The sequence below is a fragment of the Gemmobacter denitrificans genome (genome assembly GCF_036964905.1).
GTDB lineage: Bacteria > Pseudomonadota > Alphaproteobacteria > Rhodobacterales > Rhodobacteraceae > Gemmobacter > Gemmobacter denitrificans.
The window spans coordinates 90,455-109,032 of record NZ_JBALHR010000010.1; the positions used below are offsets into that span (position 1 = coordinate 90,455).

At 63.5% G+C, this 18,578-nt stretch carries 17 protein-coding genes and 1 tRNA gene; 10 read left to right on the forward strand and 8 right to left on the reverse strand.

What is annotated here, in order from left to right:
• Nucleotides 1–18 precede the first annotated feature (18 nt).
• The 6 genes from soxC (at nucleotide 19) to V6590_RS15260 (ending at nucleotide 6,391) form a co-directional block, all read left to right on the forward strand.
• A complete protein-coding gene (soxC, locus tag V6590_RS15235; RefSeq protein WP_335424538.1) occupies nucleotides 19–1,314 on the forward strand; it encodes a sulfite dehydrogenase in 1,296 nt (431 codons plus the stop codon).
• Complete coding sequence (locus V6590_RS15240) at nucleotides 1,298–2,413, forward strand: c-type cytochrome (RefSeq protein WP_335424539.1); 1,116 nt, start codon at nucleotides 1,298–1,300, stop codon at nucleotides 2,411–2,413. Before soxC ends, V6590_RS15240 begins: the two co-directional genes overlap by 17 nt.
• A gap of 5 nt (nucleotides 2,414–2,418) precedes the next feature.
• A complete protein-coding gene (locus V6590_RS15245; protein WP_335424540.1) occupies nucleotides 2,419–3,123 on the forward strand; it encodes a c-type cytochrome in 705 nt (234 codons plus the stop codon).
• 61 nt (nucleotides 3,124–3,184) lie between these two features.
• Nucleotides 3,185–4,450: an FCSD flavin-binding domain-containing protein gene (locus V6590_RS15250; protein ID WP_335424541.1), complete on the forward strand. Its 1,266-nt coding sequence runs from the start codon at nucleotides 3,185–3,187 to the stop codon at nucleotides 4,448–4,450.
• Nucleotides 4,451–4,532: 82 nt separating this feature from the next.
• The gene (locus V6590_RS15255; protein ID WP_335424542.1) at nucleotides 4,533–5,438 is read left to right on the forward strand and encodes an MBL fold metallo-hydrolase; all 906 of its coding nucleotides are present in this window, start codon (nucleotides 4,533–4,535) and stop codon (nucleotides 5,436–5,438) included.
• Nucleotides 5,438–6,391, forward strand: coding sequence for an MBL fold metallo-hydrolase (locus V6590_RS15260; protein ID WP_335424543.1), 954 nt, complete (start codon nucleotides 5,438–5,440; stop codon nucleotides 6,389–6,391). The genes V6590_RS15255 and V6590_RS15260 overlap by 1 nt, the downstream gene beginning before the upstream one ends.
• 3 nt (nucleotides 6,392–6,394) lie before the next feature.
• On the opposite strand, the gene V6590_RS15265 is transcribed toward V6590_RS15260, so the two are convergent.
• Nucleotides 6,395–7,456, reverse strand: a complete 1,062-nt coding sequence (locus tag V6590_RS15265; RefSeq protein WP_335424544.1) for a YeeE/YedE family protein — start codon at nucleotides 7,454–7,456, stop codon at nucleotides 6,395–6,397.
• A gap of 360 nt (nucleotides 7,457–7,816) precedes the next feature.
• The gene (locus tag V6590_RS15270; protein ID WP_335424545.1) at nucleotides 7,817–8,920 is read right to left on the reverse strand and encodes a glycine cleavage T C-terminal barrel domain-containing protein; all 1,104 of its coding nucleotides are present in this window, start codon (nucleotides 8,918–8,920) and stop codon (nucleotides 7,817–7,819) included.
• A gap of 107 nt (nucleotides 8,921–9,027) precedes the next feature.
• Between V6590_RS15270 and V6590_RS15275 the strand changes: the two genes are divergently transcribed.
• Nucleotides 9,028–9,915, forward strand: a complete 888-nt coding sequence (locus V6590_RS15275; RefSeq protein ID WP_335424546.1) for a LysR substrate-binding domain-containing protein — start codon at nucleotides 9,028–9,030, stop codon at nucleotides 9,913–9,915.
• A 308-nt stretch (nucleotides 9,916–10,223) separates the two neighbouring features.
• Here V6590_RS15275 and V6590_RS15280 read toward each other — a convergent pair.
• Together V6590_RS15280 and V6590_RS15285 are read right to left on the reverse strand one after the other, a co-directional pair.
• Nucleotides 10,224–10,299, reverse strand: a tRNA-Thr gene (locus tag V6590_RS15280).
• Nucleotides 10,300–10,339: 40 nt separating this feature from the next.
• On the reverse strand, nucleotides 10,340–11,212 hold the full coding sequence (locus tag V6590_RS15285) for a hypothetical protein (RefSeq protein WP_335424547.1): 873 nt from the start codon (nucleotides 11,210–11,212) through the stop codon (nucleotides 10,340–10,342).
• Nucleotides 11,213–11,303: 91 nt separating this feature from the next.
• Between V6590_RS15285 and V6590_RS15290 the strand changes: the two genes are divergently transcribed.
• Both V6590_RS15290 and V6590_RS15295 read left to right on the forward strand, forming a co-directional pair.
• On the forward strand, nucleotides 11,304–13,013 hold the full coding sequence (locus V6590_RS15290) for an ABC transporter permease (protein ID WP_335424548.1): 1,710 nt from the start codon (nucleotides 11,304–11,306) through the stop codon (nucleotides 13,011–13,013).
• Between the two features lie 83 nt (nucleotides 13,014–13,096).
• Nucleotides 13,097–14,305 carry a calcium-binding protein gene (locus V6590_RS15295; protein WP_335424549.1) on the forward strand — a complete coding sequence of 403 codons (1,209 nt, stop codon included), beginning with the start codon at nucleotides 13,097–13,099 and terminating at the stop codon, nucleotides 14,303–14,305.
• Between the two features lie 35 nt (nucleotides 14,306–14,340).
• On the opposite strand, the gene V6590_RS15300 is transcribed toward V6590_RS15295, so the two are convergent.
• Nucleotides 14,341–14,589 carry a DUF2312 domain-containing protein gene (locus tag V6590_RS15300; RefSeq protein ID WP_335424550.1) on the reverse strand — a complete coding sequence of 83 codons (249 nt, stop codon included), beginning with the start codon at nucleotides 14,587–14,589 and terminating at the stop codon, nucleotides 14,341–14,343.
• Between the two features lie 70 nt (nucleotides 14,590–14,659).
• Nucleotides 14,660–15,298, reverse strand: a complete 639-nt coding sequence (locus V6590_RS15305) for a malonic semialdehyde reductase (protein WP_335424551.1) — start codon at nucleotides 15,296–15,298, stop codon at nucleotides 14,660–14,662.
• A 171-nt stretch (nucleotides 15,299–15,469) separates the two neighbouring features.
• On the opposite strand from V6590_RS15305, the gene V6590_RS15310 reads away from it, so the two are divergent.
• The gene (locus tag V6590_RS15310; RefSeq protein WP_335424552.1) at nucleotides 15,470–15,685 is read left to right on the forward strand and encodes a hypothetical protein; all 216 of its coding nucleotides are present in this window, start codon (nucleotides 15,470–15,472) and stop codon (nucleotides 15,683–15,685) included.
• Between the two features lie 4 nt (nucleotides 15,686–15,689).
• Here the strand turns inward: V6590_RS15310 and V6590_RS15315 are convergent, their stop codons facing one another.
• Nucleotides 15,690–17,249, reverse strand: a complete 1,560-nt coding sequence (locus V6590_RS15315) for a CRTAC1 family protein (RefSeq protein WP_335424553.1) — start codon at nucleotides 17,247–17,249, stop codon at nucleotides 15,690–15,692.
• Entirely contained in the window at nucleotides 17,246–18,535 is a 1,290-nt protein-coding gene (locus tag V6590_RS15320; RefSeq protein WP_335424554.1) for a vanadium-dependent haloperoxidase, read from the reverse strand. Before V6590_RS15320 ends, V6590_RS15315 begins: the two co-directional genes overlap by 4 nt.
• Nucleotides 18,536–18,578 lie beyond the last annotated feature (43 nt).

An 18,578-nucleotide genomic window follows, 5' to 3' on the forward strand; every position in this document is an offset into this window, starting at 1 on the left:
GAAGAGGACCGTGCGCCAATGGCTGACGAACGCATCTCTGACGACACGATAAATGAACAGGCCGGAACATCGCGCCGTGGCTTTCTGCGCAATTCGGCTTTGGCCGGGGCAGGGCTGGTGGCCGGGGCCGGGGCGGCGCGGGCTGAAACACCCGATCCGCTGATCACCGAAGTGCAGGATTGGGCTTCGGCCTTTGGTGACCCGGTGGATGCCGCGCCCTATGGCATGCCGATCCGGTTTGAATCGCATGTCACGCGGCGCAATGTCGAATGGCTGACCGAAAGCCCGGTGTCGTCGATCAACTTTACCCCGATCCATGCGCTGGAAGGCACGATCACCCCGCAGGGCTGCGCGTTCGAACGCCATCATTCCGGCGCGATCGAACTGTCCAAGCAGGATTACCGGCTGATGATCAACGGCCTGGTCGATCGCCCGCTGGTCTTTACCTACGAAGACCTGACCCGCTTCCCCCGCCATGTGATGACGGCTTTTTGCGAATGTGCGGCCAATGGCGGCATGGAATGGGGCGGCGCGCAGCTGGAAGGCTGCCAATACACCCAGGGCATGATCCACAATATGGAATATACCGGTGTCATGCTGCGCGACCTGCTGGCCGAAGCCGGGGTGCAGACCGAAGGGAAATGGGTCTATGCCGAAGGGGCGGATGCCTCGTCCAATGGCCGGTCCATCCCGCTGGAAAAGGCGCTGGACGATGTGATGGTCGCCTTCTTCGCCAATGGCGAGGCGCTGCGCAAGGAACATGGCTATCCCGTCCGGCTGGTCGTGCCGGGCTGGGAAGGCAATATGTGGGTGAAGTGGCTGCGCCGGATCGGGATTTATGATCGGGCGGTGGAAAGCCGCGAGGAAACCTCGAAATACACCGATCTGATGCCCGATGGCCGTGCGCGGAAATGGACCTGGGTGATGGATGCGAAATCCGTCATCACCGCGCCCAGCCCGCAGGTGCCGATCCGCCATGGCAAGGGCCCGCTGGTGATCACCGGCCTTGCCTGGTCGGGGCATGGCGCGATCACCCGTGTGGATGTGTCGCTGGATGGCGGCCGCAACTGGCAGCCGGCCCGTATTTCCGGCGATGCCAAGAAGAAGGCGTTGACGCGGTTTCATCTGGATATCGACTGGGACGGGTCAGAGCTGTTTCTGCAATCCCGGGCCGTGGACGAAACAGGCTATGTCCAGCCCACCAAGCAGGCCCTGCGCGAGATCCGTGGCCTGAACAATGTCTATCACAACAACGGCATCCAGACCTGGTGGGTCAAGGCGGATGGGGAGGTCGAGAATGTCGAGATCGCATAAGCTATTTCTGGCCTCTTGCGCGCTTGCCGTGACCGCCTTGCCCGCACTGGCCGACCCGCTGGGCCTTGGCCGCGCCGCGTTGCCCGAAGAAATCGCCGCATGGGATGTGGCAGTGCTGCCGGGGGGGCAGGGGTTGAAACCCGGATCGGGCGATGTGCTGACCGGCGAAGAGGTCTTTGCCGAAAAATGCGCTTCCTGCCATGGCGAATTTGCCGAAGGGCTGGATAGCTGGCCGGTGTTGGCGGGCGGCGAAGGGTCGCTGACCGATCCGCGCCCGGTGAAGACCATCGGCAGCTATTGGCCACATCTGTCCACCGTCTGGGATTATGTGCATCGCTCCATGCCCTTTGGCGCGGCGCAGACCGTCAGCGTGGACGAAACCTATGCGATCACTGCCTTCCTGTTGTATTCCAACGGGTTGGTTGAAGATGATTTCGTCCTGTCGGACCAGAATTTTGCCGAAGTCGTTCTGCCCAACAACGACGGTTTCTATCCCGATGACCGGCCGGAAACGGAATATGTGAAATTCACCGGCGAGCCCTGCATGGCCAATTGCGCCGAGGGCATCCCGCAGGTCACCAAGCGGGCCGTCGAATTGAACGTGACGCCGGAAGACCCGGATGGCCGCCCGGCAGGCAGCCTGCCTGACTTGCATGCCGCGGCCGAGGGGGCGGTGACCGAGGGTGCAGTCAGCACCGAAGCCGTGCCCGCGACCGAAGAGCCAGCCACCGAAGTCGCCGCAGCCGAAGAACCTGCGACCGAGCCGGCGGCAGCCGATCCCGCGCTGGTGGAGGCCGGTGCCAAGGTGTTCAAGAAATGCGCGGCCTGCCACAAGGTGGGCGAGGGCGCCAAGAATGGCACCGGCCCGATGCTGAACGGCATTGTGAACCGTGGGGCGGGCACGGTGGAGGGCTTCAAGTATTCCAAGCCCTTGCAGGACATGGCTGCAGCGGGCCTGACCTGGGATGCCGCCAGCCTGCATGCCTTCCTTGAAAACCCGAAGGCTTTCATGAAGGGCACCAAGATGAGCTTTGCAGGCCTGAAGAAGCCCGAAGAGCGCGATGCGATCATCGCCTATCTTTCGACCTTCGCGGAGTAACGGACGTGAAGGGCCAGTTTCTTGCAGTTCTGGCCCTGATCCTTTCGGCGGGAGCGCCAGCCCGCGCCGAAGAGATCGGCGATGCCGCGCGGGGCGAGGATCTGTTCAAGAAGCAATGCTCTGCCTGCCATCAGATCGGTGAGGGGGCCATCAACCGTGTCGGTCCCCGGCTGAACGGTTTGTTCGGGCGGCGGGCCGGTGCGGTGCCGGATTTCACCTATTCGAAATCTATGGCGCGGATGGGGTCGGATGGGCTGATCTGGACGCTGGAAACGCTGGATGCCTATATCCACAACCCCAAGGCGCTGGTGTCGGGCACACGGATGAATTACCGCGGCATGGCCGACCCCGAGGCCCGACGCGCGCTTCTGGCCTTTCTGCGCACATGGTCCGACAAGCCGCGCGACATTCCCGAAGCAGAGCCGACAGCGATCATGACCGATCACGCCGTCGATCCTGCAGTTCTGGCCATCAAGGGCGATCCGGCTTACGGCGAATATCTCTCATCGGAATGCACGACCTGCCATCAGGTGGACGGGTCGGATCAGGGCATCCCTTCGGTGACAGGGTGGCCTGAGGAAGATTTCGTCGTTGCCATGCATGCCTACAAGGACAAGCTGCGCCCGCATCCGGTGATGCAGATGATGGCAGGGCGCTTGTCGAATGACGAAATCGCGGCGCTGGCAGCCTATTTCGCCACGCTGAAATGAAAAGGCCGGGGATGCGGATCAACCGCATCCGATGCAATCGCCTTCTAGGGAGGAAATGCGGATGCAACTGAACAGACGTCTCTTCATCGGATCGACTTTCGCAGCGGGGGCGATGCTCTCGGCGCCCGTGGTTTTTGGTCAGGCCAAGCCGAAGGTGGTGGTGATCGGCGGCGGGGCTGGGGGGGCCACGATCGCGCGCTATCTGGCCAAGGATAGCGCGGGCGCGCTGGATGTGACCCTGATCGAGGCGAACCCGATCTACACGACCTGCTTCTTTTCCAACCTGTATATCGGCGGCTTCCGCGAATTCGAAAGCCTGCAGCACGGCTATGACAAGGTTGCTGCGGGCGGTGTGACCGTCATCAACGACATGGCAACCGCTGTGGATCGCGCAGCGCGCACGGTCACCCTGGCCGGGGGGCAGGTGCTGCCCTATGACCGGCTCGTCCTGTCGCCAGGGATCGATTTCAAGGAAGGTTCCGTGCCCGGCTGGTCGGCAGACAGCCATGCCGAAATCATGCCCCATGCCTACAAGGCGGGGCCGCAGACCCAATTGCTGAAATCCATGATCGAAGCGATGCCCGAAGGCGGAACCTTCGCGATGATCGCCCCGCCCAACCCCTATCGCTGCCCGCCCGGCCCCTATGAGCGGATCAGCATGGTGGCGCATGTGTTGAAGCAGAAGAACCCGACGGCCAAGATCCTGATCCTTGATCCAAAGGAGAAGTATTCCAAGCAGGCGCTGTTCGAGGAAGGCTGGGGACGCCATTATGACGGTATGGTCGAATGGATCGGGCCGGAATTCGGCGGCGGCGCGGTCGAGGTGCGGCCCGAGACCATGGAAATCGTTATCGAAGGCGAAGTGCAGAAGGTCGATTGCTGCAATGTCATTCCCGGCCAGATGGCGGGCAAGATTGCCCAGATGGCGGGTGTGACGGATGACAGTGGCTGGGCCCCGGTGCATCCCGACAGCATGAAATCGAAGGCTGACGAGAATGTCTTTGTGCTGGGCGATTCCAGCGCGCAGGGCGACATGCCGAAATCGGGTTTCGCCGCGAACAGCCAGGCCAAGGTGGCTGCGATGACGATCCGGGCGGAACTGACCGGTTCAAAGGCCTTCCCGGCGAAATACACCAATACCTGCTGGTCGTTGATTGCGCCCGAGGACGGGGTCAAGGTGGGCGCCTCCTATGAGCCGACGCCGGAAAAGATCGCCTCGGTTGACAGTTTCATCAGCGCCACCGGCGAAGACGCGGCCCTGCGCAAGGCGACCTATGAGGAATCGCTGGGCTGGTATGCCGGGATCACCGCCGACATGTTTGGCTGATCATTTCTTGCTGACGGGCGGGCCTCTGTGCTTCGGGGGCCTGCTTTTTCTGCCCCTTGCCAGACTGATCGGAGTGTTCGTCATGCTGACCCGCCGCCATATCCTGACCTCTGCAACTGCTGCGCTGGCCGGGGCATTGCTGCCCCAAAGGCTCTGGGGCGGATCGACGCTGACGCTGGGCCCGGTGCAGATCGACACCTTGTCCGACGGCTCGCTCGTCCTGCCGGGCGATTTCATCCTTGGCGGGATGCCACAGCAGGAAATGGCAGAGATCGTGGCGAAATATGGCCTTCCCACCGATCAGTTGACCCCACCCTGCAACGTGACCTTGTTGCGCGACGGCACCCATACCGTGTTGTTCGACGTGGGGTCCGGCCCCGATTTCCAGCCCAGTGCCGGCAAACTGGCCGAGGCGATGGAGGTGCTGGGCATCGCCCCCGAAGATGTGACGCATGTGCTATTCACCCATGGCCATCCTGATCATCTCTGGGGCCTGTTGGATGAATTTGATGAACCGGTCTTTCCTGCCGCCGAATTCGTGATGGGGCAAACCGAGTTCGACTATTGGATGGACCCGGCCACAGTGGACAGTATCGGCGAGGCCCGTGCCAGTTTCGCGGTGGGCGCCGCGCGGCGATTGGCGGCCATTGCCGACACGGTCCGCTTGGTCGCGGATGGGGATGAGGTGCTGCCGGGCATCACCGCACGGCTGACCCCCGGCCACACGCCGGGGCATCTGGCCTGGGAAATCGGGGCGGGCGGTGCCATGGTCGTGGGCGATGCGATCGGCAATCACCATGTCGCCTTTGAACGGCCCGACTGGGCCTCGGGTTCTGATCAGGATGGTGCGCAGGCGGCCCTGACGCGGGTGGCTTTGCTGGAACGGCTGGCGGCAGAGGCCATCCCGATGATCGGCTATCACCTGCCGGGCGGCGGTGTCGGGCGGGTGGAGTGGGCCGCGCCCGGTTTCCGGTTTGTGGAGGCATGATGGAACGGGCAGGGCTGCTGGGTCTGGCATTGGTTGCTGCAGGGCTGCCTGCAACGGCATCCGAGGATATCGCGGATCAATATCCCCAATCGGTGCTCTATGCCAAACCGGTGGAGGTGATCCCGCATGTGTTTTCCGCAATCGGGGCCACCGCGCCCCCGACCATGGAAAATGCGGGCCATAACAACAACCTGTCCTTCATCGTGACAGGGGACGGCGTCATCGTGGTGAATTCTGGCGCAAGCTGGAAATTGGCCGAGGCGCTGCATGCCGAAATCCGGGCCGTCACCGATCAGCCGGTCAGGCTGGTGATCGTTGAAAACGGGCAGGGCCATGCCATGCTGGGCAATGGCTATTGGGCCGCGCAGGGTGTTCCGATCCTGGCACATGAAGAGGCCGCGGCAGAATTTGCCGATGGTGCCGCACAAGACCTTGCCGCCCTGCAACGCTATGCCGGGCCCAATGCCGAAGGCACGGTCATCGCTCCGCCGACCGAAACCTTCACAGACCGGAAGGTCATTGAAATGGGCACTGTCACGCTTGAGGTGCTGCATCTTGGCCCGGCCCATTCGCCCGGCGATACGCAGGTCTGGATCCCGCAATGGTCGATGATGATCGCGGGCGACATCGCCTTTCACGAAAGAATGCCACCGATCTTTGAGGGCACCTGCACAAGCTGCTGGATCGAAACATGGGAAACGGCCTTTGCGCCACTGGCCCCTACCTATGTGATTCCGGGCCATGGCCACCCGACCAATCTGGCGCAGGTGACCCGTTATACACGGGATTATCTGGTGGATCTGCGATCAAAGATCGGCGCGCATCTTGAGGCAGGCGGGGATCTGGCCGGTGCCTATTATGTCGATCAATCCCCATGGGCGCATCTGGACACGTTCGAGGAACTGGCCACCAAGAATGCCGGGGTGGTCTTTGCTGAAATGGAATTCGAATAGCAGTCAGGCTGCAACGGCACGGCCGGGCTGATCGACCAGAACATCGGTGATCATCGCACCGATCCACATGCAGAGCAGGGCAAGCCAGGCGGTTGCCACGAAGATGGACCCGCCGGTCACGCCCGCACCAATGGCACAGCCCCCGGCCAGCATCGCGCCAAATCCCATCAGGATTGCGCCGGTCAGCGACCGGCGCATCTGGCTTTCACCATCAAAGCCTTGAAACCGGAAGCCTCCGGTCAGGATCGCGGCCAGAAAGGCCCCAAGAAACACGCCCGGCACCAGCCCGATATCGAAATCAAGCACGGCATTTTCTGTCAGGAAGAACATCAATGTATTGGCCGAAGGCCCGGAAAAGGTGGCCGAGGTGACGGTGACCGGATCAAAGGCTTGCTGGGCAAGGTTGAAGGTCAAAACCCAGCCCAGGGCGACTGCAAATCCGACGCCGGAGGCAAAGACCAGCGTGCTGGCGCCGATGGCATTGCGCAGGGCCAGCCAGATGGCCAGAGCCGCCAGACCGAGACCAAGGGTGATGCCCGTCGTTTCGGGCAGGGCCAGAGCGGCCAGAAGGTCGATATTGCGCCCGCCCGGTGTTGTCCAAAGCCCGGCAAGCCAGCCACGCAGGGGGGCAAGCCAGCCATGCAGGGCCATTTGTGCCGTCACGGCAAAGACCAACCCCGATACGACCGAACGCAGATTGCCGGTCGCGGCCAGAACCAGCAACCGCCCCGAACAGCCGCGTGCCAGCACCATGCCCGCACCGAACATCAGCCCGCCGATGACCGCCCCCGACCATGATCCGGTGACGGCCATCATCCGCGCCTCTTCCGGCTGGAACAGGCCGGAAAGATGGGCTGCCTGCACCCAGAACAGGGCGGTGGAAAAGGTCAAAAGCCAGACGGACATGCGCGGGCCCAACTGCCCGCGCGCAAATTCCACCGTGGCGGCCCGCAGGCAGAACGAGGCACGTTGCGCCGAAAACCCGAAAATAGCCCCGACAATCAGGCCGAACATTGCCTGAATTGCGGGTTCCGACAGGTGGTCGAGAAGGAATGTCAGGTCCATATGCGCGGTCCGGTCCCAGCGTGGCAATGCAATCCGACATATAGGGGAATCAGAATTCGTGGCGGCTGACCATGATCTGAATCATGTGACCGGCGGACACTCTGCTCTGTGCCGGTCCAGCTGGAAATTGTGCAAAATGAAGATTGAACGCTTCCGGCCCGTTTGCCGGAGGATCGAGACCCGGTCGCCCAACCCGACACCCGCGCCTTCACCTCCGCAGCATCCGCTTGGCTGTGAAGGCCAGCCTTGCCCCGGGTGAGACAGAACTCGCTGCGGGTGATGGATGTGCGACCGGCAACGTGACGGGCAACAGGGCTGCACGCCAAGACAGAGGGCGTCAAAATACCGGCGCGTGGCAGATTACAGGAAGGGCAAAGGCACGAGCCGGGCATCGACCGGGCCGCCGTTACGCTGTACCTGAACGGTTTCACCTGCCGTCACATCCGCGCGGATCAGGGCATAGCCGATATTGGCCTTCATCCGCGGCGACCAGACACAGTTGGTCATCATGCCGACATTGCGGCCCCGATGGTGAATATTCTCGCGATGAAAGCCCAGCGGCGCTGGCTTAGCGCCCTCCAGCACCAGCCCCAGCTGATGGCGCTTCACACCTTCGGCCTTGATCCGGCGCAGGGATTGGATGCCCACAACGTCATCGGACACATCAAGATCGACATATTTTCCAAGGCGCACCTCGAATGGGTTCGTCACATCATCCGTATCCCCACCGACCGAGACGAGACCGCTTTCCGTCCGCTCGGCGGTTGCAGGCGCACCCGGGCCGATACCCCAGGGCTGACCGGCCTCCTTGAAGATGTTCCAAAGCTCGGTCCCGCGGGTGCCATCCTTGAGATAGATTTCAAACCCCCCTTGCTTTGACCAGCCCGAACGCTGAACCGCGACGGGAATGCCCTGCACGTCCGTCTCGCGGAACCAGAAATACTTCAACCCGCGCACCCAGTCGCCCAGCACATGGGCCACCACATCCTCGGCCTTTGGGCCCTGCAGCGCCATGGGGGAAACGTCAGGTTCGCTCACCTCGACGTTCAGGCCGCGTTCGGCGGCGATGGCCCCGGCCCAGAACCAGATGTCGCTGTCCGCGATCGACAGCCAGTAAAGGTCATCGGCCAGTTTCAGCAAGATCGGGTCGTTGATGATCGTGCCCCGATGATTGCAGAGCGGCACATATTTCCCCTGACCGACCTGACATTCCGACAGGTCTCGCGGCGACAGGATCTGTGCCAGACGCCCCGCATCGGGCCCCTTCAGTTGGACTTGTCGTTCTACCCCCACGTCCCATTGCGAGACACCGTTGATCAGCCGCCAGTATTCGGCCTCGGGGTCACCGTAAGAGGTGGGCATTATCATGCGGTTGTATATGCTGGCCGCTGTCATGCCCTCTGCGACAGCAGACGCAAAGAAGGGCGAGGGGCGCAGGCGGGCGGTGGGGAAGACGTTGAACATGGGGCCTCCGAGGGATTGTCATTGCATGACCCCGCTGGCCCATTTCGGTCAAACGACGTATTCAGGGGCACTGCCCCTACAAACAGTTATAGCTTGGTTTTGCAGACATGCCGCCTGACCTGCCCCCGCTGACGTGGTTGCGCGCCTTCGAAGCCTCTGCGCGATCCTTGAGTTTCACGCATGCGGCGGGCGAATTGCATCTGACACAGGCCGCCGTTTCCAAGCATGTCAAAGCTTTGGAACTGCATCTGCGCCAACCGCTGTTCCTGCGCCGCGCCCGCGGGCTGGAGCTGACGAAATCCGGTGCGGCCTATCTGCCGAAGGTACAGGACGCGCTGCAACGCCTCGCCATCGGCACGCGCGAAGTTTTCGGCCAGAGGCATACGCAGGCGTTGACCGTCCGCTGCGCCGTCTCTTTCGCGGTCAACTGGCTGATGCCGTGCCTGCCCGAATTTCTGGTTTCGAATCCCGACAAGCCTGTCCGCATTCTGTCCAGCGTCTGGAATGAGCCTTATGACGCCGAGGATATCGACCTTGATATCCAGTACGGCACCGGGGTTTGGCCGGGCTGCAGCAGTCATCGCCTGACATGGGAGGTGCTCACGCCCCTTTGCGCGCCCGGCTGCAGGATCGAGGAACCGGATGATCTGCGCCACCATCGGCTTTTGCATGTTCTGGGCTATCACGAAGGCTGGGGCATCTGGCTGAATGCTGCAGGCGTCAAGGGGGTCGACTCCGGGTCGGGTCTGCATCTCGATACATCCCTGACCGCCTTTGAGCTTGCCGCGCAGGGCGGCGGAGTGGCGCTTGGTCGCGGGGCACTGGCAGCCCATCCGCTCGCCCTTGGCCGTCTGATTGCCCCCTTTGCGCTGGCAGTGCCGATCGACGAGGCGTTCTACCTTGTGGAGCCTACAGGCGGGTCACGTCATCCAGATGCCGCAGCCTTCATTGAATGGCTGACGGTGACCGCAATCAAGGCTCGTCTGCCAAGCTGAAATTGTGCTGCATCTGCCGCGGCCGGTTTCGAATGTCGGCTTTCCGCCCGATACGACCAATCAGCACAGAACCGGCGGTGGATGATTGCCTGGCTAACGCGGTTGGCTTGAAGCGGGCAAATCGTGGCGCTGCAATGCGCATCGAACAGGATGCCCCGCACGACAAAATCTGGAGAAAGCCCGCGCGTTTGGTGTGCCAACGAGTCGTTCGGTTTCAGACCAATCTGACCAGTCCTGCGCCGCGAGGGCATACAAAAGCGGATTGACGGAAGTGCAATCCGTTGTCGTGGCGTGATTTTTTCAGAAAGTGGTGCCCGGTGAGGGAGTCGAACCCCCGACCCTCGCTTTACAAAAGCGCAGCTCTGGCCTCTGAGCTAACCGGGCACGGCACCCACATAACAAGCTCTGCTGCGGTGTTCAACAGTTATGGCGCAATGTAAGTGACGCCCGGCATGGTTGCGATATAGGCCATGTCGCGTTCATAGGTTTCGGTCATGCGCAGCACCATATCCTCGGTCCAGCCGGGCAGGGTGAAGGTCAGATCGAGCTGATCGGGCCGGGCGAATTTGTCAAGAAACGCCGAAACCACCCGGCGGCGCTGCATCACGCTTTGCACAGGGTGCTGTTGCAGATACCCCGCCATGCGACGCATGCCGTCTTCAGTCATGATGCTGGCCAGAAGATCATCAGACCCCTCCAACTCCAGCGCATCGGAATGGCCGGAAACAGCCTTCAGCACCTCGGGCCAGATCAGCGGCGTGTCCTCATCTGCCCAGACTGTCAGTGGCACACCCGGATTGCGGTCCAGCAGGTGCTGGATCATTTCAGACCAGCGCAACTCCTCGGGGTTGGTGCCTTCAATGAATTCCTCATAGCTGCGTCCGCGCTGGCGGCGGAACAGATCGGGTAGGAAGGTGGCCGGATTGCGCAGCCCGATGAAGAACTCGGCCTCGATCTCGGGAAAGATGTTGCGGATGGCAAACATCCGGTCACCGCCATTGCGGTAGAACCGGCCCTTCACTGCCCAGACCGGGAAGGCCAGAAAATTGTCCCATGACAGCACAAGCCGGTTGGCAACATGCGCCGTCATGATCTGGTCCAGCACAATGGCCTGCGTGTCCTGCCCCGCCGTCTGGCCCTTCAGCTGCACCGCCGTGTCGCGGATCAGGCTGCGATAGCGGTCAGGCTCGGGCACTTCGATCCCTTCGGCGGCCAAAGCCTGGGCATTGCGCGCAAGCGTCCGAACCAGACGATCATCGTCGGTACAATGGACGCCAAGGTGATAGGCGATGCGCATGGGCGGGCCTGACTGCTCTTGTTGCTCTTGTGCGCAACTATACGGGCTTTTCTGGACAGATAAACCGCTTTCCTGTAGCCAGACGCCCGTGATGACCGACCAGATCAGCCCCCCACAGCCCGGCATTCCCCAATCCGGCCAGCATCAGGCCGGGCGGCCCGCGCGCGGGTTGCGTCTGCCCGATGGCTGGACCGTTGCTGCAGCACTGATCGGGATTGTCGTGCTGGCGCCGCTGACTTCGGTGCTGTGGATCGCGCTGAACCCGACCGAAAACATCTGGCCGCATCTGATGGCGACAGTCTTGCCGCGCTATCTGGTGGCAACGCTGGGGCTGATGGGGGGGGTGGCGGTTCTGTCGGTCCTGTTCGGCACCGGGGCGGCCTGGCTGGTGACGATGTACCGCTTTCCCGGTGCGCGCTTTCTGGGGCAAGGCCTGCTTTGGCCGCTGGCCATTCCGGCCTATGTGGGGGCCTATGCGCTGGTGGATTTCTTTGATTATTCCGGCGCGCTGCAGGTGGCCTTGCGGGCGATGACCGGCTGGCAAAGCGCGGCCGACTACTGGTTCCCGGAAATCCGGTCGCCGGGGGCGGCGGCGGTCGTGCTGGCGGCGGCGCTTTACCCTTATGTCTATCTGCTGGCCCGGGCAGCGTTTCGCGAACAATCGGGCGGGCAGTACGAGGTGGCTCGCGCCCTTGGCGCAGGGCCATGGGCGGTGTTCTGGCGGGTGGGCCTGCCCCTGGCGCGGCCTGCAATCGCGACTGGTGTGGCGCTGGCCATGATGGAAACCGTGGCCGATTTCGGGACGGTTGCGCATTTCGGGGTGCAGACGCTGACCACCGGCATCTTCACAACCTGGCTGACAGCGGGCAATGCCGGGGGGGCTGCCCAGATTGCACTGGTGTCGATGACCCTGATCCTGCTGCTGTTGGGGCTGGAGCGGGCCGGGCGGCGCGGGGCGCGGTTTCATGGCTCGGCCCGGCAGGCACGCCCCATCGCGCCGCAGCGGCTGCGGGGCTGGCGTGCGGGACTTGCGCTTGTGTTCTGCGCGCTGCCCTTTGCCATTGGTTTTGTGCTGCCGGTTGCGGTGATGCTGGCCCATGCGCTGGCCAAGCCCGAGGCCTGGCTGTCGCGCGATCTGGGGCGGGCGCTGGTCAATACCTTGCTGGTGGCGGGGACTGCCGCTTTGGTGACGGTCGGGGCTGCGCTGGTGCTGGTCTATGGGGTGCGGCTGGCCGGGCGTGGGCTGCCGCGCCGGGTTCTGCCGCTGACGGCGCTTGGCTATGCCGCGCCGGGGGCGGTACTGGCGCTTGGCCTGCTGGTGCCGCTGGCGGGGCTGGATCACCGTCTGGCCGATGCCGTGCTGGCGGTGACGGGTCATGACCCCGGTCTGCTGCTGACTGGGACTTCGGCGGCCATCGTGCTGGCCTATCTGGTGCGGTTCTTCGGTATCGCCCAAGGCGCGGTGGACAGCGCCTTTACCCGCATTTCGCCCAATCTTCCACTTGCGGCGCGGGCGCTTGGCCGCAGCCCGGGCGCGGTGCTGCGCGACATCTATCTACCGATGATGCGCGGATCGGTGGCAACGGCGCTTCTGATCGTGTTTGTCGATGGCGTTAAGGAGCTGCCCGCAACGCTGCTGCTGCGCCCGTTCAACTTCAACACCCTGTCCACACGGGTTTACGAACTGGCCAGTCTTGAACGCATCGGCGAGGCGGCCCCGGCGGCGCTTGTGGTGATGGCGGTCGGGCTGGTGGCGGTGGTTCTGATGGGGCGCGGCGATGGAACCGCAGGCCGGACCTGAACAAGCTTCGGCATCCTGTTGTGGCAAAATGACCCCTGCGTGGTAGAATTGTCAGCGCACCATTTTTCAAAGGATGTTTCAGCATGGACCCGGAAGATCTGTTGTTTCCCGGAACCCCCGGCCCTGATCGCCATCAGGGGGGGGCGGGCGATGATACCTTGCATGGCGCCGGTGGCGCGGATCGCCTGTTCGGCGGCACGGGTGATGACCGGCTTTTCGGTGGGTCCGGCAATGATACGCTGGGGGCCGATGGCCGCAGCGCCGATCAGGTTGAGGCCGATGGCGGCACGGGTCGCGATGTGCTGGAATTGTACGATCATTTCGGGCGGGATGCGCTTGACTTCATCGCGACGGCGCAGGGCTTTACCCGCATCACTGCGCAGGGGCACCAGACCCTGATCCGCAATGTCGAACTGGTGCAATGGGTTGGTCTGAACGATGATGGCGGGCGGGACTATGTCAACCGGCTTGATCTGGTGGCTTCGGTGGGGGCGATGCAGCAGGCAGGCAGCTTGCTGGCTGGAACACTGGGTGACGATGTCTTCATCATTCCGGCGCTGCCGCAAACCGGCCCGGCCCGCTGGGGCGAGGTCTATGGCAATGACGGCAACGACCGGATCGAACTGCCCGATGATTTCGACTATTTCACCTATGGCGGGGCGGGGAACGATACCGTTCTGGGCGGCCTGAGGGGCGAGAACCTGCTGGGCGGTTCCGGGGCCGACCGGCTGTATGGCCGGGACGGGATCGACACGCTGGAAGGGGAAGCAGGGCATGACCGGCTGTTCGGGGGCAGCGGTGCCGATTCGCTGCGCGGCGCGACCGGGCGTGACCGGCTGTTCGGGGGCAATGGCGCCGATGATCTGGTGGGCGGGCAGGGCCGCGACCGGTTGTCGGGCGGCAATGGCAATGACCGGCTGCTGGGGCAGGCGGGCACTGACTGGATCAGCGGCGGTGCGGGCGATGACCGGCTGTTCGGCGGTGCCGATGACGACACGTTGGGGGGCAATACGGGGAACGATACCGTCAGCGGCGGCGATGGCTATGACAGCTTTGTCTTTGAAACCGGCGGTGGTTCCGATGTCTTTGCCGATTTCGGCGTGGAAACGGATGTGCTTCAGCTCACCCGCAGTCTGTGGTCCGATCCCGATCTGACGGCGGCAGAGGTGGTCGCGCGCTTTGCCAGGGTCGAGGCAGACGGCGTCATGCTGCGGTTTGACGGTGGCGAAACGCTGCTGCTGCAGGGGCTGACCGCTCTGGACGGTCTGGCCGACGCGCTTTACCTGGCCTGAGGCGGAAGGGGGCCAGGAGCCGGCCCCCGTGGCCCTCAGTTCATGCCAAGCGCCTGCTTGTAAAGTTCAAGGATCGCTTCCTCTTCGGCGATGTCATCGGCCTTGCGCTTGCGCAGAGCGATGATCTTCTTGATGACCTTGGTGTCGTAACCCCGGCCCTTCGCCTCGGCCATCACCTCTTTCTGCTGTTCGGTGATGTCCTTCTTTTCGGCTTCCAGCTGTTCATACCGTTCGACAAACTGGCGCAGTTCATCGGCGGTGACATTATAGGGATCGGTGCTCATACCTGCCTCATGGGTTCCGGTTTTGTCCTCTTCCCTAGCGCTGTGGCCGGGCGGCGGTCAAGGGCTCGGGTCACAGCCGTTCGGCGATCTCGGCGGGGTCCAGCCGGGCGGCGCGGGGGCGCAGCCGCGCCGGATCGCCATGGCCCAGATTGACCAGCAGCAAGGCCTCCCAGTTCCGTCCGGCGCTGAATTCGACGGCCGTCTCTGCCTTGCGGAAGCCTTCCATCGGTCCGCAATCCAGACCAAGCGCGCGGGCAGCCAGAAGGAAATACCCGGCCTGCAGCCCCGCGCTCAGCCGCGCGGTTCGGGTGGCCAGATCGGGATTGCCGGAAAACATCGCTTCGGGGTCAGTCATGTGCGGGGCCAGCCGCGGCAGATGGCGCCAGAAATCCAGATCGGCCCAGAGGATTGCCGTCACCGGTGCTGCCATGGTCTTTTCGCGATTGCCCGAGGACAACAGAGGCTCCAGCCGGGCCTTTGCTTCGGGGCTGGTCAGAAAGCTGACACGCAAGGGCAGGCCGTTCATCGCCGTCGGGCCCCAGCGGGTCAGGTCGATGATCGCATCCAGCAATTCAGGCTCTACCGGGCGCGGATCAAAACCGTTGAAGGTGCGCGCCTCGCGGAACAACAGATCAAGCCCTGCCGGGGGCAGGCTGGCCATCGCCGCCCGGGCTGCCATGATCCGCGCTGCTGGGGTTTCTTCCGTCATGCCGTCCTCCGCATACCTTTGCACACTTGCCATGCCCCCCGCCCGTCGGCTACGCCTTTGCGGTGCCGGAATCTGGCCTGCCAGAGACTGCACATCCCCCCGCCAAGGGCAAGACCCCGGGGGAAAGCACGAGAGTGGCCAGATCAGGCCACCGCCAAGGGGACACGAAACATGCAGCTGTTGATTGTGATCGGTGCCGTCATTTCGCTGTCGGGGATTGCCGGGCTGATCTGGTGCATCCTGATGGCGGTGAAAGCGCGCAGCACTTCGGCCAATGACGAGGAATTGCGGCTGAAGCTGCAACGGGTCGTCGTGGTGAATATGGGGGCGCTTGGCGTTTCGGCCCTTGGCCTGATGCTGGTGGTGTCGGGCATCTTCCTGACCTGACCGGTCAGCGCGGGGCTGGCGTTCCGGATTTCGGCACCAGCCAGACCTTGCCCGCCGCCAGTTCCACCCAGTCTGACGTGGTGCCATCGGGCCAGATCATCCGCACCTCGGCCCGATCCGCCGCGCCCAGCCCGAAATGCTGCGGCGCAACCTGACCCGAGCCATGGCCGCCCCCCACGGTGATTTCGCGTCGCTGTGTCACGCCATTGGCCCGCACTTCGGCCCAGCCATTCACCGCATGGATATTGGGCGCGGGCTGGCGCGGATCAATCGCGATCCAGTTGCCCGCGCCATCATGGCCCAGATTGCGCCAGACCTCGACCGGGGCATTGCGGTTCACCACCACTAGATCAAGCCAGCCATCACCATTCAGATCAACCACCGCGCCACCGCGCCCCGGCTGCATGGAGGCCACCCCGGCCTCGGCCGCCGCCTCGACGAAGCGACCATCCGCCTGCTGCAGCAGCAGGTTGTTCGGATCATCCGCCGCGAAATCCGGCATGGTTGACACATTCCCCTTGGCCATGAACAGATCGGCCCGACCATCATTGTTCACATCTTCGAACTGCACATGCCATGCGGTCGAGGGGCGCACATCCCCGCCGGTATGGGGCCGCTGCGCATGGCTATTGCGTTTGAACGCATCATCGCGATAGCTCGGCAGAAGGGGCCGGGCAGAGGGGTCCGCCAGCACCTGCAGTTTGTTGTCGGCCATCGAGGTCAGGGCATATTCCGGATAGCCGTCGAAATCGAGATCATGCCCGGCAATGCCCATGCCCCAGATGCGCAGGCGCTGCCAGCCTTCGGCCTCGGAATAGAGCCTTGGCGGGGCATCGGGGGGCAGGTGCCACAGTTGCTCTTGCCCGCCCTTGTAATATTCGCGGTCATTCGACACCCGCAGATCGGGTCGGCCCTGGCGCGACCAGTCGGTGAACAGGATCGACAGCGGGCAGAAGCTTGGCGTCAACGGCAAGGCCGGTTCGAACCCCGCTTCCGTGCCCCGGTGCAGCCAGTTTTCGGTGCAACTGCCCCAGGGAAAGGCCTCTTCCCTGCGGTTGACATAATTGCCCACGGCAAGTGTGGGGAAGGCGCGGCCCTGTTCCCATGTCGCGGCAAAGGCCGTGGACCAGCCGTCAAGGCCCTGAAAGCCCCAAAGCTCATTCGCCCGTTCAAAGCGGCAATCTCCAAGGCCGCGCATCAGCACGTTTTCGCCCACGCGCATCAGGGCCAGATCGGTGATGCCGTCGCTGTCCACATCCAGCGGCCAGGCGCCTGACACCAGATCAAGCTCGGCCCCGCTGGTCTGGTTGCGGAAGGCAAGCGGGCCGCCCCGGGGTGTTTCATTCACCCAAAGGCTTGCCGGTGCGGTGCCCCCGGTGAAGAACAGATCGGGCAACGCATCGCCCGAACAATCGAAGGCCGCGACACCGCCGCCCACCACCTGTTCCCAATCGCCCTGATAGCTGTGGAGGATCCCACCGGTTTCAGGCGCAAAGCGCGGGATGGGCGGCGCATCTGCAAAGACCGGGCCTGTCAGCAGGCATAGAAGGGCCGCGTATTTCATCTGGTTTTCAATCCGTTGGCATGGGCGCCGATGCAGGCCCCCTGATCCAGCCCGCGTTCGATCGCACTGCGGAAATGTATGCCGCCGTACAGCCGCGACATCGCGGCCTCTTCGGCGGCGGCGGCAAAGCTGGTGAAATGCCGCGGTGCCAGCCCGTCGTCTTCATGTGTGGCATCGACAAAGGCGTAAGCCTCACCAAACAGCGCTGTCAGCACTGCAGCTGCTGCGCCCGACTGGGTGGAATGGCCTGATGGATATTCAGGGAAGGGCGGGGTGATCAGGATCGGTTCGAATGCCGGGTCGATCACGCGGCGGATATAGGTGACCGGGCGCAGCAGATCATAGTCATATTTCGTGTACCAGCAGCCGATGAAGGCATCCGCCACCGCTATCCCCAACCGTGCCAGAGCGTCGGCCAAGGCAGGGGCATCCAGCCCCTCGCGGTCAGAAATATCCAGCAGGATCGTCACCCAATGCCCGGGCGGGGTGGGCGAAAGCATCGGATCGTCAGACCAGAAGCGGGCGATGATCTTCTGATCATCCGTCAGATTGCGTACCGTTTCCAGAACCTCAACGGCCTCGGCATGAAAGGGGCTGCCGGGGTCTTCGCTGTAGGCGGGGGGCGGGGGCAGGGGGCAGGCATTGCCTTCGGGCATCGCAAAGGGGCGCTGCTTGCCCCAATCGGGCAGCAGCGGCGCCTGCTGCTGCACGATCGCTGATGTGGGCACCCAATGCGCAGGGCCGGGTGTCAGCGTCCATTCCAGCGGAAAGCCCATGTTTTCGATCCGGTCGGCCCCATCGCCAGAGGCCCAGAGGATGACCGCGTCGGCAATCGCCTTGCCATGAGCAAGGCTGGCCTCGCGCACTGAAGGGGCGACGCCGGGCTGCAGGCTTTCGGACAATTGGTGCTCCATGGCGGCCATGGCGCGCTGGCCGGTCGGGCCGGTATTGCCGAAGAAATGCGGCACAGCCCGGGCCATGGCCCCCTGCATCACCAGCGCCGGATCAAGCCCCGGCGCGGCGTCGGGCATCGGGGGCATGTCGGTCAACTGGCCCGCAAGGCTGGTGCTGCCCTCGGGCCGTGCGGCCTCCCATGCGGTGACGCCCAGATAGGCAAAGGAACGGCTGGCAACCGGGGGCGAATAGGTCGGGGTGTGGCGGACCAGTTCCAGCACAAGCCGGTGCCACTGGGTCAGCACCCGTGCCGCCGGATCGTCCTTGGCCTGTGCGGGCAGGGCAAGGCTGCACACGAGCATCACCAACGCCACCAGAAACCGCCCTGTCATCCCCGAATCCTCCGCCCGCTGTTCGCGCTAACGGTCATCCTTG

Excerpts from the sequence above, each read along its gene's own strand:
- soxC (WP_335424538.1), top strand. The coding sequence starts at position 19 with ATGGCTGACGAACGCATCTCTGACGACACGATAAATGAACAGGCCGGA.
- V6590_RS15240 (WP_335424539.1), top strand. The coding sequence starts at position 1,298 with ATGTCGAGATCGCATAAGCTATTTCTGGCCTCTTGCGCGCTTGCCGTG.
- V6590_RS15250 (WP_335424541.1), top strand. The coding sequence starts at position 3,185 with ATGCAACTGAACAGACGTCTCTTCATCGGATCGACTTTCGCAGCGGGG.
- V6590_RS15255 (WP_335424542.1), top strand. The coding sequence starts at position 4,533 with ATGCTGACCCGCCGCCATATCCTGACCTCTGCAACTGCTGCGCTGGCC.
- V6590_RS15260 (WP_335424543.1), top strand. The coding sequence starts at position 5,438 with ATGGAACGGGCAGGGCTGCTGGGTCTGGCATTGGTTGCTGCAGGGCTG.
- V6590_RS15265 (WP_335424544.1), bottom strand. The coding sequence starts at position 7,456 with ATGGACCTGACATTCCTTCTCGACCACCTGTCGGAACCCGCAATTCAG.
- V6590_RS15270 (WP_335424545.1), bottom strand. The coding sequence starts at position 8,920 with ATGTTCAACGTCTTCCCCACCGCCCGCCTGCGCCCCTCGCCCTTCTTT.
- V6590_RS15275 (WP_335424546.1), top strand. The coding sequence starts at position 9,028 with ATGCCGCCTGACCTGCCCCCGCTGACGTGGTTGCGCGCCTTCGAAGCC.
- V6590_RS15285 (WP_335424547.1), bottom strand. The coding sequence starts at position 11,212 with ATGCGCATCGCCTATCACCTTGGCGTCCATTGTACCGACGATGATCGT.
- V6590_RS15290 (WP_335424548.1), top strand. The coding sequence starts at position 11,304 with ATGACCGACCAGATCAGCCCCCCACAGCCCGGCATTCCCCAATCCGGC.
- V6590_RS15295 (WP_335424549.1), top strand. The coding sequence starts at position 13,097 with ATGGACCCGGAAGATCTGTTGTTTCCCGGAACCCCCGGCCCTGATCGC.
- V6590_RS15300 (WP_335424550.1), bottom strand. The coding sequence starts at position 14,589 with ATGAGCACCGATCCCTATAATGTCACCGCCGATGAACTGCGCCAGTTT.
- V6590_RS15305 (WP_335424551.1), bottom strand. The coding sequence starts at position 15,298 with ATGACGGAAGAAACCCCAGCAGCGCGGATCATGGCAGCCCGGGCGGCG.
- V6590_RS15310 (WP_335424552.1), top strand. The coding sequence starts at position 15,470 with ATGCAGCTGTTGATTGTGATCGGTGCCGTCATTTCGCTGTCGGGGATT.
- V6590_RS15315 (WP_335424553.1), bottom strand. The coding sequence starts at position 17,249 with ATGAAATACGCGGCCCTTCTATGCCTGCTGACAGGCCCGGTCTTTGCA.
- V6590_RS15320 (WP_335424554.1), bottom strand. The coding sequence starts at position 18,535 with ATGACAGGGCGGTTTCTGGTGGCGTTGGTGATGCTCGTGTGCAGCCTT.